This window comes from Flavobacterium branchiophilum NBRC 15030 = ATCC 35035 (assembly GCF_002217205.1).
Classification (GTDB): Bacteria; Bacteroidota; Bacteroidia; order Flavobacteriales; family Flavobacteriaceae; genus Flavobacterium; species Flavobacterium branchiophilum.
The window spans coordinates 45,191-56,891 of record NZ_MUGT01000004.1; the positions used below are offsets into that span (position 1 = coordinate 45,191).

Consider the following 11,701-nt stretch of genomic DNA (forward strand, 5'->3'; position numbering starts at 1 on the left):
CCATTTTTTTACTTTTTATAATTCCTGTGGTTGTTTGGGTTGTCATTTTTGTTTGAGTTTAATTTTTTAAAATACGGCTTTGTTGTTATGAGTCATTTTCAAAATAGTTGTGATGCACTGATTCTTGGCAACAAAAGTAGCGTTCGCTTAAAATAAAGTGTCCCAAATTCTGCATTTTTACGGAATTTGGGACACATTTACAGAATTTGGGACAAAGTTTAACAGTTTTTGTTCCAAAAATCGAAAATAGTTTGTTCCCAATTGCGTGGTCTGCATGAGAGAGGTTGTAATTGCCTCTATTAAAATCATACAAATTAGAAAACATTGCGGTTTTGTTATACAAAAAACCAGCTGTAATTTGTGATTGGTTGAGGTTAGAAAGCATCACGGGCCAATTGGGATGCTCTTCGATTGCGGTAATTGTTGAGCCGTTTTGGGCTGTGGTTTTGCCTATTGCAAAAAACAGCAATACTGTAATGAAAATTTTTTTCATACTTTTGTAAAGATTAAATTATTAATTTTTTTGTAAATTTTTATTGTTTAATTGTAATTGAGAGGCGACGGCAATCGCCTCTTTATTTTAATGATTTAGTGTGGCTAGATTTATATCAAATCTACCATCCGTAACTTGTATTGTTTCTGATGGATTGTCTTTGTTATACAAAGTGCAGTTAAATGTGCCAGAATAATTACCATTTGGATAATCAAATCGAGAAATTACTATTGTTCCAGCATTGGCTGCGGACCAGTAAGTTTTATTTATCCCATTTTCTGATATACCTGCAATAATTTGATTATTATTTGGACCATACGAATATAATTCGCCATTTGATTGTCCAACAATATAACCACCATTGCCAGTCGACATGTTTTTTATCCATAAAATAATACCGGCACCATTAATATCTTTTTTATTGGCAATTTCTAATTGCCAATAATCGCCTCCAATAGTCGGTGGGTGAAAATTTCCGCCCGCATTTAATTTTAAACCATAAAGTGGCGACCCTCCAATAGCTTGACTTCCATTTTTAGGAATTAAAAGTTTACCATTGATATAACACCCAGCAGTATTTGCTCCTGTTGTTGTGGCAGGAGGTAGGGTGTCGGCTGGGGTTTCGGGTGCGGAGTCTTTTGAGCAACTGAATAGCAACAATGTTGCTACAAGAGTTAAAATTTGTTTTTTCATTTTTTTTAGAATTAAAATTAATTTGAATTGAAATAAATCATTTTGGTAATCATCATTTTTTTAGGAGGAATCCATTTTTTTACTTTTTATAATTCCTGTGGTTGTTTGGGCTGTCATTTTTGTTTGAGTTTTATTTTTTTTTAAATACGGCTTTGTTGTTATGAGTCATTTTCAAAATAGTTTTGATGCACTGTTTTTTGGCAACAAAAGTAGCGTTCGCTTAAAATAAAGTGTCCCAAATTCTGCATTTTTACGGAATTTGGGACACATTTACAGAATTTGGGACAAAGTTTAACAGTTTTTGTTCCAAAAATCGAAAATAGTTTGTTACCAATTGCGTGGTCTGCATGAGAGAGGTTGTAATTGCCTCTATTAAAATCATACAAATTAGAAAACATTGCAGTTTTGTTATACAAAAAACCAGCTGTGATTTGAGATTGGTTGAGGTTAGAAAGCATCACGGGCCAATTGGGATGCTCTTCGATTGCGGTAATTGTTGAACCGTTTTGGGCTGTGATTTTGCCTACTGCGAAAAATAGCACTACTGTAATAAAAAACTTTTTCATTGTTTTGAATGGATTAAATTAATGAATTAGTGAATTATTTTTTGTTTTTTTAATTGAGAGGCGATGTCAGTCGCCTCTTCTTGTTTAATTATTTGGTTTGCTATTGGTTATGATTTTGTAGGTCCATTTTATTTTTTTGTGTTTATTTTGTGAGGTTAATGGAAGAATAAATAAAAGTGACCCTGTTGGTAAACCAATATATGCAGCTAAACCAAGATCGTCACTTTTTTTAGCAAAAGGTATGTTATATAATGAAGGTGCAAGTATGCCACAACCAAGTGTTATCAAAACCGTTTCCATAAATGTTGAAACGCCTGATGCTTTTCTGATTTTTACAATTTGGTCTAAATTTATTATCTGGTCTTTTATTTTTATTGTTGTAGAATCAATAATTGTAAATTGTCCTGCAATATTCTTTCCATTGGTGGTTTTAATTTTAATTCGGTGATGTTCCTTTATAAATTCTAAATTACCATTTTTTTGATTAAAAAGTGATATGCCTTGCTGGGAGAGCATTGTATTGGTAATAAATAATAATACCAAGATGATTTTTAATTTGATTTTCATGTTTTACTTATTTAATTGTGAATTTTATTGTTTAAGGAAAACTGGTACTTGATATTGTAGAAGAGTTAATATCAAATCGCCCACTTTTAATATCAATCTCATCTGTACCATTATACAATCGTAACTTTCCACTAAAATTGCCTGATATAATGTTATCATACTTTGTAATTGTAACTTTGCCAGAATTTTGATACGAACTATAGTATTTATAAGAATTTGTTGCACTGTCATAAATACGGGCATATACATAATTTTGCATCAAACCATTAATACTTGACTGAAAATTAGATTCCTGCCAGATATAATCTCCAAGTTGCTGTTGGTGCAAACCTTGTAAATGAATCATCATACTACTGGCTGGAATACCCGTTACACAATTAGTAATTTGAATTTCATTAAATTCTCTATTCCCACTTGGGTCTCCCCAAAATATCACCCCTTTCTGTCCAGGATTTAAAGTAGAACTTGAGCAATCACGGGGGTAAAAAACTTGTCCGTTGATAATGCAGCCAAAGGTATTGGCACCTGTTTGGGTTTCGGGTGGTAGTTTTGCTAAAGGGTCTTCTATAACAGGTTCGTCTTTGCTGCACCCAAGCAGCATCATTGCTGTAATAGCTAAAAATAGTTTTTTCATTTTTTTTAGAATTAAAATTAATTTGAATTGAAATAAATCATTTTGGTAATCATCATTTTTTTAGGAGGAATCCATTTTTTTACTTTTTATAATTCCTGTGGTTGTTTGTGCTGTTATTTTTGTTTGAGTTTTATTTTTTTTTAAATACGGCTTTGTTGTTATGAGTCATTTTCAAAATAGTTATGATGCACTGATTCTTGGCAACAAAAGTAGCGTTCGCTTAAAATAAAGTGTCCCAAATTCTGCATTTTTACGGAATTTGGGACACATTTACAGAATTTGGGACAAAGTTTAACAGTTTTTGTTCCGATAGTCGGTGGGAGTACTTTGAGTGTATTTAAGAAAAGCCCTATAAAAACTAGATTTGGAATTGAATCCACATTCTAGTCCAATAGCCGCTATGGTATAATCTTCGTATTGTTTGTCTTTCAATATCTCGATGGCTTTTTGTACCCTCAATTCATTGATGTAATCTGTAAAATTATTTTTTAAATTATTCTTTAAAATTTTAGATATTTTTCTGTCGCTCATATTCATTGATTCGGACAATTGTACCAGCGTAAATTTGGGACTCAAATAGCCGTGATGTGCTTTGATATGCTGTTCGATTTCAGTAAATTGGAGGTCCAATGCCGGTTTTGGAGGCACACTACTTGGAATTTTGATTTGAATTATTTTTCGTAATTCTATCCGTTCGGTTAGCAAATTGTATTTAAAAAAACCGTGATAAGCCACCCAAAAAATAATCCATACAGACGACAACCGCAATGGGTAATATATTGGTATATTGGGACTTATCACATTTCGGAGATTGAAAATGATGGCCACAATCCATAAAACCAAAATCACCAAGCCAAACCCAAAAAATTTTTTGAGCCACTGCATGTTGTCATAACTGGCAATGTTTTCGGGTATTTTGGATTGTGGCAAAAAAATATAAATCAGTTTGATATATAGAAAAAGGGTGTACCCAACGTTGATAATTTCCTCTATTTGTGCATATTGAGCTACAATAAAATTGTTGTTTTCATGATGATAAAAAGGATACAATACCAATCGTAGGGCAATTTCTGCGGCAAACAACATTAACGAGATACCCACAAAAGATTGAATTTGCTTTTCAATTTTGATGTAATGTACTACAAATGTGTAAAAAGAAGGAATAATCAATACGTAAAAAGGCAATAGCATTTTTCGTTCAAAAAAATTAAGCGAAATATAATGGTAATCTGCCAGCGTAATTTGTAGGTTGTTGATCGTAAAAAAAAGCACAAAAAAGTTCAGATAAATAATAGATTTATCTTTTCGATGTGGCGAAAAATTGGTGTAAATGATAAAGCACACCCCAATAAACACCCCAATAAATAGGGCTATTTTAAATATTTCTGCTATCATTATCCTAATTCAAAAAAAATGCAAATGCTATTTAGACCCTTGTACACCATACAAACGGGCCACATATTTACCTATCACGTCAAACTCTAAATTGATGGTTGTGCCAATTGTAAAATGTTTGAAATTGGTGTGTTCATACGTATAGGGGATGATGGCCACACTAAAACCATTTGGTTTTGAACCTACCACCGTCAAACTTACACCGTTTACGGTAATAGACCCTTTTTCGATGGTTATGTTGTGCAAGGCCTGGTCATATTCAAACGAAAAATACCAACTTCCGTTACTCGACGTAATGCTCACACACTTGCCCGTTTGATCGACATGTCCCTGAACCAAATGCCCGTCTAATCGATCACCCAATTTCATGGCTCGTTCTAGGTTTATTTCGTCGCCAATACACCATTCAGACAATGAAGTTTTAAGTAAAGTTTCTTTTATAGCAGTAACTTTGTAGGTATTGTTTATAATTTCAACTACCGTCAAACATACTCCGTTATGGGCCACACTTTGATCAATTTTCAATTCTGAGGTTATTGTTGATTGCATCCAAAAATGACAATTATCACCTTCCGTTACAATATCTGCAATTTTACCAATGGTTTCTATAATTCCTGTAAACATAATTGTTTTATTTTTCTTAAATTTGCCCCCAAAAGTAGCAATTAAAATTTGAAGTCCACATCAAAAGTACAATAAACAAATGGTTTTTGAAATCAGAATCAAACAAAAGCCCCAAAAAGTAGCTTATTGAGACTCAAAAAAAGTTGCCATAACATAACAATCATTCAAATCTATAAAAAAATAAGTTCATGAAAAATGCAGAAAATATTATTGTTGGAATTTCTATCGGAGATTTAAACGGTATTGGAAGCGAAGTGGTTTTAAAAACATTTGAAGACAATCGCATGTTAGAAATGTGTACTCCTGTTATTTTTGCAAATGTCAAAATAATTTCATTTGTCAAAAAAATAATTGGCAGCAACAGCATGATTCAAGGCATCGATCATTTGGATCAAATTGTTTTAGGAAAAATAAATGTACTCAATGTTTGGAAAGAAGGTGTCAATTTGAACTTTGGAACAAATGACGAAACGGTTGGCAAATATGCCATAAAGTCGTTTGTAGCCGCAACACAAGCCTTGCAAAATGGAGCCATAGATGTGCTAGTAACAGCACCAATCAACAAATACAACATCCAATCGGAAGATTTTCAGTTTCCAGGCCACACGGATTATTTGAACCAAGAGTTAGAAGGCAATGCCCTGATGCTTATGGTTCAGGACCAGCTACGGGTAGGTTTGCTAACAGACCATATTCCTGTAAGCGAGGTGTCAAAACATTTGACACCAGAATTGATTATCGAAAAAATTAAAACCATCAACCAATGTTTGATTCAAGATTTTAGTATAATAAAACCTAAAATAGCAGTGTTAGGAATCAATCCACATGCAGGCGATGGCGGTGTAATAGGAACAGAAGACGACAACATTATCAGACCCACTTTAAAAAAATTATTTGACCAAGGGATTATGGCTTTTGGCCCTTATGCAGCCGATGGTTTTTTTGGTTCTAATCAATACGAAAAATATGATGCCGTTGTGGCTGTTTATCACGACCAAGGATTGATACCTTTCAAAACATTAGCGTTTGGCAAAGGAGTCAATTTTACGGCTGGGCTTCATAAAATTCGTACCTCGCCAGACCACGGCACGGCCTATGAAATTGCGGGCAAAGGCATTGCCGATTTTAACTCTTTCAGAGAAGCCGTGTATTTGGCATTAGATGTGTTTCAGGCCAGAAATCTGTACCACGAAATCAGCCAAAACCCTATGAAAATCAAAGAAAAACCAGAAGAACGAAATAATAGATAAAAAAAAAGGGCTTAGAGTTTTGATTATCTAAAATTTTTATATCTTTGCACTCCCAAAGTATTAGGGCAAAATGATGTATCATGAAACAATTAAAAGAATTTTTAATCCCTTTTATAGGATTGAAGTTAGGAAAACATCAGTTTGAATATCAAATAAATAAAGCGTTCTTTGATAACTTTGATTTTGACGAATATGAAAATGCCAACATCAAAGTAGCAGTAGTTTTAGAAAAAAAAAGTACGATGCTCGAATTGCATTTCAAACACAAAGGCACGGTAACAGTTCCTTGCGATATTACAAGCGAGTCGTTTGAATTGCCAATAAAAGGTAAAATTAGATTGGTAGTACAGTTTGGTGAAGCGTTTAATAACGACAATGAAGAATTGTTGGTATTGCCTTATGCAGAACATCAAATAGACATTGCTCAATATATTTATGAAATGATAGTATTGTCGGTACCCCTAAAACGCATACATCCAGGCGTCATTGATGGCTCACTAGAATCTGAAGCCTTAAACAAATGGAAAACACTGCAAGTTGAAGAATTGAAACAAGAGATTGAAGAACAAGATAATATTGACCCACGATGGGACAAATTAAAACAACTATTAACGGATAAATAATATAGTAAAATGGCACATCCAAAGAGAAAGATTTCCAAAACAAGAAGAGACAAAAGAAGAACTCATTATAAAGCAACTGTTGCTCAAATTGCTACCTGCCCAGTAACTGGCGAAGCGCATTTGTATCACAGAGCCTACTGGCACGAAGGCAAAATGTATTACAGAGGTCAAGTAGTTATTGATAAATCTTCTGTTGCGCTTGCGTAATAATTTATAGTATAAGTTAATCAAACTCTCACGATGTGAGAGTTTTTTTTATGGACTTAAAGTTTGCCGACAAAAATAATTTTTATTTCGGTTGGGTGTCAATTATTTTTTGTAATTTACACCGCTTTTCTAAATATTAGGAAATTATAAAGGAGTAGTTACATTTAGCATTGTTTAGAGCTTGAGGCATGTTTTTTTATTTAAAAACGAAACAGAATTATTTTTTTTCTTTCTTTTTTAAATATCAAATGGACATGAAGTGTAATGTTTTGTTATTAAAAAATAACGTAATGCATCAAAACTATTTAAAAATAATTACAATATACAAACGGTTTAAAAAGAAGGCTTTTTGTTTAACCAAAATGCCTAGTAACATACAAACCGAAAGTATAAGCTTATTAAGATAAATATAATTTTACAAATATGAATAAAATTACTGCCGCCATTACTGCCGTTGGAGGATATGTTCCTGATTATGTGTTATCTAATGCCGTATTAGAAACACTAGTAGATACCAACGACGAATGGATTACCAGCCGAACAGGTATCAAAGAAAGACGATTGCTAAAAGAAGAAGGACAAGGAACCTCCTATTTGGCCATCAAAGCAGCCCAAGATTTACTAACCAAAGGGCAAATAGACCCCCTAGAAATTGATGTAGTAATAGTGGCTACTGCCACTCCCGATTTGCCAGTTGCTGCTACTGCAGTGTATGTAGCCAGTCAAATTGGAGCAACAAATGCTTTTGCGTTTGATATGCAAGCCGCTTGTTCTGGATTTTTATTTGGAATGTCCACGGCTTCTGCATATATCCAATCTGGCAAATACAAAAAAGTATTGCTAATTGGTGCCGACAAAATGTCGTCTATTATCGATTATACTGATCGTGCTACATGTATTATTTTTGGAGACGGTGCTGGTGCTGTTTTGTTTGAACCCAATATTGATGGACTTGGACTTCAAGACGAAATTTTGAAAAGCGACGGTATAGGTAGAGAATTTCTAAAAATAGAGGCTGGCGGATCAATTCTCCCACCAAGTGAGGAAACGGTTGCCAATAAACAACATTACGTTTTTCAGGACGGAAAAACAGTGTACAAATATGCCGTTTCGGGCATGGCAGACGTGAGTGAAAAAATCATGCAACGCAATCAACTAACAAATGAAGACATCAATTGGTTAGTAGCCCATCAAGCCAACAAACGAATCATCGATGCTACCTCAAGCAGAATCAACCTAGAAGACGACAAGGTTTTGATGAACATCCAACGCTATGGCAACACAACTTCGGCCACTTTGCCACTGCTATTAAACGATTTTGAACATTTATTAAAAAAAGGAGATAATATTATTTTTGCTGCCTTTGGTGGCGGATTTACATGGGGTTCTATTTATTTGAAATGGGCCTACACAAAACAATAAACTATAAACTTAAACCAATTTGATTATGGATATTAAAGAAATTCAAAACCTGATAAAATTTGTAGCAAACTCGGGCGTTGCAGAAGTAAAATTAGAAACAGGCGATGTGAAAATTACCATCAGAACCACGTTAGAAAACAACAGTTCAGATGTAACTTATGTGCAACAAATGCCTGCCCAAAATGTGATTCAGGCCACCGTTCCTCAACAAATTGCGGCACCAGCAGTAGCTCCAGAAACTGTTGCTCCTGTAGCTCCAGAAAGCAACAAATATGTAACTGTCAAATCGCCAATGATTGGAACTTTTTACCGCAAACCAGCTCCAGACAAACCTGTATTTACAGAAGTTGGGGCAACTATTGCCAAAGGGGACGTGCTTTGTGTAATTGAAGCCATGAAGCTTTTTAACGAAATCGAATCTGAAATTTCTGGTAAAATAGTAAAAATATTGGTGGACGATATGTCGCCTGTAGAATTTGATCAACCATTGTTTTTAGTAGATCCATCATAAGTAATTATAAATTATGAATAATAAATTATGAATTGTTTCAAACCATTTATAACTTATATCTTAATTGCTCATAACTCATAATTTAAAAACTATGTTTAAAAAAATACTGATAGCCAATAGAGGCGAAATTGCTTTGCGAGTAATTAGAACTTGTAGAGAAATGGGTATCAAAACCGTTGCAGTATATTCTACTGCCGATGCTGAAAGTTTGCACGTAAAATTTGCAGACGAGGCAGTTTGCATTGGGCCTCCGCCCAGCAATTTGTCTTATTTAAAAATGTCAAATATCATTGCAGCTGCCGAAATAACTAATGCCGATGCCATCCATCCTGGATATGGTTTTCTTTCTGAAAATGCCAAGTTCTCAAAAATTTGTCAAGAACATGGTATCAAATTTATTGGTGCATCTCCAGAAATGATAGACAGAATGGGCGATAAAGCCTCTGCAAAAGCCACCATGATAGAAGCAGGTGTGCCTTGTGTACCAGGTTCTGTTGGGATTTTAGAATCGTATGAACAAGCCGAACAATTGGCCTCCGAGTTTGGCTACCCAGTCATGCTAAAAGCTACTGCGGGTGGTGGTGGTAAAGGAATGAGAGCCGTTTGGAAACAAGAAGATTTACTCAAAGCCTGGGAAGGAGCCCGACAAGAATCGGCAGCAGCCTTTGGCAACGATGGCATGTATCTTGAAAAATTGATTGAAGAACCTCGACATATCGAAATACAAATTGTGGGTGATGCTTATGGAAAGGCCTGTCATTTGTCTGAAAGAGATTGTTCTGTGCAACGCCGCCATCAAAAACTTACCGAGGAAACTCCTTCGCCTTTTATGACAGACGAACTCCGAAACAAAATGGGAGAAGCTGCTGTAAAAGCTGCAGAATATATCAAATATGAAGGTGCTGGAACAGTTGAGTTTTTAGTAGATAAACACCGAAATTTCTATTTTATGGAAATGAACACTCGTATTCAGGTTGAACATCCAATTACCGAACAAGTTATTGACTATGACCTGATTAGAGAACAAATTATGGTGGCTGCTGGTATTCCTATTTCAGGAAAAAATTATTTTCCAATACTACATTCTATCGAATGTCGTATCAATGCCGAAGATCCTTATAACGATTTCAGACCTTCGCCAGGCAAAATTACAGTTTTGCACTCGCCAGGCGGTCATGGTGTGCGTTTGGATACTCATGTATATGCGGGCTATTCTATTCCGCCTAACTACGATTCCATGATTGCAAAGCTTATTACTACAGCTCAAACTCGCGAAGAGGCTATTGCAAAAATGAAACGAGCATTGGACGAATTTGTAATTGAAGGCGTAAAAACAACCATACCCTTTCACCGTCAGTTGATGGAAAACGAACAATATGTTGCGGGTAATTATACCACGGCATTTATGGAATCATTTAAAATGAATGATCCTGAATAATTTTAATAGACATCAATACAAACAAAAAAGCGGCAAAATGAAAATGGAGCCGCTATTTTTTTATCCTTCAACATGAGTGGTATTTACTTGCATATTCCTTTTTGTAAACAGGCTTGTCATTATTGTGATTTTCATTTTTCGACAGTTCTCAAGCATCAATCCAATTGGGTAACTGCTTTAGGTAGAGAACTCGAATTACGAAAAAATGAATTTCAAAATACAGCTGTATCAACGATTTATTTTGGAGGTGGTACCCCAAGTTTGCTTACCATTAAGGAATTGGAATATATTTTAGATCAAATCAAAAAACAGTATGAAGTGGTGCCTCAACCAGAAATTACACTTGAGGCCAACCCCGACGATTTGACAGCCGAAAAATTAAAACAATATTTGCATTTGGGCATCAATCGTTTGAGTATTGGGGTGCAATCTTTTTTTGACGATGATTTGACCATGATGAATAGGGCACATTCTGCCTCCGAAGCCCTGAAGGGTTTGCAATTGGCTACGCAATATTTTGATAACATTTCTATCGACCTGATTTATGGGATTCCAAACATGTCGGCCCAAAAATGGTTGCACAACATTCAAACGGCAATACATTTAGGCATTCCACATATTTCAAGTTATGCCCTTACCGTAGAGCCCAAAACAATGCTTCATCATTTGATACAAAAAGCAGTTTTACCACCTCTGAACGACGAGTTGGCTTCTGAACATTTTCAAATTTTGGTTCAGGAACTCACCCAAAACGGATTTATCCATTACGAATTATCGAATTTTAGCAAGCCAAATTATTTTTCACAAAACAATTCGGCCTATTGGTTGGGTAAAAAATATTTGGGTTTTGGTCCTTCGGCTCATAGTTTTGATGGTACATCTAGATCCTGGAATGTGTCTAATAATAATTTGTATATCAAATCGTTAGAACAAAACAAACTGCCATCTGAAATGGAAATACTAACCCAGAACGATTTATATAACGAGTATGTGATGACAGGATTGCGAACTATTTGGGGTGTTGATTTTTTGGAAGTCGAACGCCGATTTGGGTTGCAAATGGTACTTTATTTGCAAAAACAAGCTTCCAAGTTTATACAAAATGATGTACTTGTTATTGAAAATAACGTATTGAAAACAACCCACAAAGGGCAATTTTTGTGCGATGGAATTGCTAGTGATTTGTTTATACCAAATATACATATAAAATAGTCCAATCTACTTGTTCTTTTTTGCTAAAATTATCCAAAAAAATAGTTCCGTAGCCCAGCTATGCAA

14 protein-coding genes are annotated in these 11,701 nt (G+C 34.8%); 7 read left to right on the top strand and 7 right to left on the bottom strand.

All coding sequences use genetic code 11. From position 1 onward, the window contains the following. Window positions 1-85: 85 nt before the first annotated feature. The 7 genes from B0A58_RS00530 to B0A58_RS00565 form a co-directional block, all read right to left on the bottom strand. Window positions 86-493 carry a hypothetical protein gene (locus tag B0A58_RS00530; RefSeq protein ID WP_089079424.1) on the bottom strand — a complete coding sequence of 136 codons (408 nt, stop codon included), beginning with the start codon at window positions 491-493 and terminating at the stop codon, window positions 86-88. Window positions 494-580: 87 nt separating this feature from the next. Beyond that, window positions 581-1,186 (bottom strand): cytochrome c family protein, encoded by a 606-nt coding sequence (locus B0A58_RS00535; protein WP_014082891.1) that lies wholly within the window; start codon window positions 1,184-1,186, stop codon window positions 581-583. A 158-nt stretch (window positions 1,187-1,344) separates the two neighbouring features. Further along, complete coding sequence (locus B0A58_RS00540; RefSeq protein ID WP_089079425.1) at window positions 1,345-1,752, bottom strand: hypothetical protein; 408 nt, start codon at window positions 1,750-1,752, stop codon at window positions 1,345-1,347. 84 nt (window positions 1,753-1,836) lie between these two features. Then, on the bottom strand, window positions 1,837-2,319 hold the full coding sequence (locus B0A58_RS00545; protein WP_089079426.1) for a hypothetical protein: 483 nt from the start codon (window positions 2,317-2,319) through the stop codon (window positions 1,837-1,839). A 31-nt stretch (window positions 2,320-2,350) separates the two neighbouring features. Beyond that, a complete protein-coding gene (locus B0A58_RS00550) occupies window positions 2,351-2,953 on the bottom strand; it encodes a hypothetical protein (RefSeq protein WP_089079427.1) in 603 nt (200 codons plus the stop codon). 291 nt (window positions 2,954-3,244) lie between these two features. After that, window positions 3,245-4,348: an AraC family transcriptional regulator gene (locus B0A58_RS00560; protein ID WP_089079429.1), complete on the bottom strand. Its 1,104-nt coding sequence runs from the start codon at window positions 4,346-4,348 to the stop codon at window positions 3,245-3,247. A 27-nt stretch (window positions 4,349-4,375) separates the two neighbouring features. Then, the gene (locus B0A58_RS00565) at window positions 4,376-4,972 is read right to left on the bottom strand and encodes a riboflavin synthase (protein ID WP_014082897.1); all 597 of its coding nucleotides are present in this window, start codon (window positions 4,970-4,972) and stop codon (window positions 4,376-4,378) included. Between the two features lie 188 nt (window positions 4,973-5,160). Between B0A58_RS00565 and pdxA the strand changes: the two genes are divergently transcribed. The 7 genes from pdxA to hemW all read left to right on the top strand — a co-directional run bounded on the left by pdxA (window position 5,161) and on the right by hemW (window position 11,635). After that, a complete protein-coding gene (gene pdxA, locus B0A58_RS00570; protein WP_014082898.1) occupies window positions 5,161-6,222 on the top strand; it encodes a 4-hydroxythreonine-4-phosphate dehydrogenase PdxA in 1,062 nt (353 codons plus the stop codon). An 80-nt stretch (window positions 6,223-6,302) separates the two neighbouring features. After that, window positions 6,303-6,845, top strand: coding sequence for a YceD family protein (locus tag B0A58_RS00575; RefSeq protein ID WP_014082899.1), 543 nt, complete (start codon window positions 6,303-6,305; stop codon window positions 6,843-6,845). Between the two features lie 9 nt (window positions 6,846-6,854). After that, window positions 6,855-7,052 (top strand): 50S ribosomal protein L32, encoded by a 198-nt coding sequence (gene rpmF, locus B0A58_RS00580; protein ID WP_014082900.1) that lies wholly within the window; start codon window positions 6,855-6,857, stop codon window positions 7,050-7,052. Window positions 7,053-7,475: 423 nt separating this feature from the next. Beyond that, complete coding sequence (locus tag B0A58_RS00585; RefSeq protein WP_089079430.1) at window positions 7,476-8,474, top strand: beta-ketoacyl-ACP synthase III; 999 nt, start codon at window positions 7,476-7,478, stop codon at window positions 8,472-8,474. Between the two features lie 25 nt (window positions 8,475-8,499). Then, window positions 8,500-8,985, top strand: a complete 486-nt coding sequence (accB, locus tag B0A58_RS00590; protein ID WP_089079431.1) for an acetyl-CoA carboxylase biotin carboxyl carrier protein — start codon at window positions 8,500-8,502, stop codon at window positions 8,983-8,985. Between the two features lie 91 nt (window positions 8,986-9,076). Next, window positions 9,077-10,423, top strand: a complete 1,347-nt coding sequence (accC, locus tag B0A58_RS00595; protein ID WP_014082903.1) for an acetyl-CoA carboxylase biotin carboxylase subunit — start codon at window positions 9,077-9,079, stop codon at window positions 10,421-10,423. Between the two features lie 72 nt (window positions 10,424-10,495). Further along, window positions 10,496-11,635 carry a radical SAM family heme chaperone HemW gene (gene hemW / locus B0A58_RS00600; RefSeq protein WP_089079432.1) on the top strand — a complete coding sequence of 380 codons (1,140 nt, stop codon included), beginning with the start codon at window positions 10,496-10,498 and terminating at the stop codon, window positions 11,633-11,635. The last annotated feature ends 66 nt before the right edge of the window (window positions 11,636-11,701 follow it).

Coding starts and splice junctions, on each gene's coding strand:
- B0A58_RS00530 (WP_089079424.1), bottom strand. CDS start 493: ATGAAAAAAATTTTCATTACAGTATTGCTGTTTTTTGCAATAGGCAAA.
- B0A58_RS00535 (WP_014082891.1), bottom strand. CDS start 1,186: ATGAAAAAACAAATTTTAACTCTTGTAGCAACATTGTTGCTATTCAGT.
- B0A58_RS00540 (WP_089079425.1), bottom strand. CDS start 1,752: ATGAAAAAGTTTTTTATTACAGTAGTGCTATTTTTCGCAGTAGGCAAA.
- B0A58_RS00545 (WP_089079426.1), bottom strand. CDS start 2,319: ATGAAAATCAAATTAAAAATCATCTTGGTATTATTATTTATTACCAAT.
- B0A58_RS00550 (WP_089079427.1), bottom strand. CDS start 2,953: ATGAAAAAACTATTTTTAGCTATTACAGCAATGATGCTGCTTGGGTGC.
- B0A58_RS00560 (WP_089079429.1), bottom strand. CDS start 4,348: ATGATAGCAGAAATATTTAAAATAGCCCTATTTATTGGGGTGTTTATT.
- B0A58_RS00565 (WP_014082897.1), bottom strand. CDS start 4,972: ATGTTTACAGGAATTATAGAAACCATTGGTAAAATTGCAGATATTGTA.
- pdxA (WP_014082898.1), top strand. CDS start 5,161: ATGAAAAATGCAGAAAATATTATTGTTGGAATTTCTATCGGAGATTTA.
- B0A58_RS00575 (WP_014082899.1), top strand. CDS start 6,303: ATGAAACAATTAAAAGAATTTTTAATCCCTTTTATAGGATTGAAGTTA.
- rpmF (WP_014082900.1), top strand. CDS start 6,855: ATGGCACATCCAAAGAGAAAGATTTCCAAAACAAGAAGAGACAAAAGA.
- B0A58_RS00585 (WP_089079430.1), top strand. CDS start 7,476: ATGAATAAAATTACTGCCGCCATTACTGCCGTTGGAGGATATGTTCCT.
- accB (WP_089079431.1), top strand. CDS start 8,500: ATGGATATTAAAGAAATTCAAAACCTGATAAAATTTGTAGCAAACTCG.
- accC (WP_014082903.1), top strand. CDS start 9,077: ATGTTTAAAAAAATACTGATAGCCAATAGAGGCGAAATTGCTTTGCGA.
- hemW (WP_089079432.1), top strand. CDS start 10,496: ATGAGTGGTATTTACTTGCATATTCCTTTTTGTAAACAGGCTTGTCAT.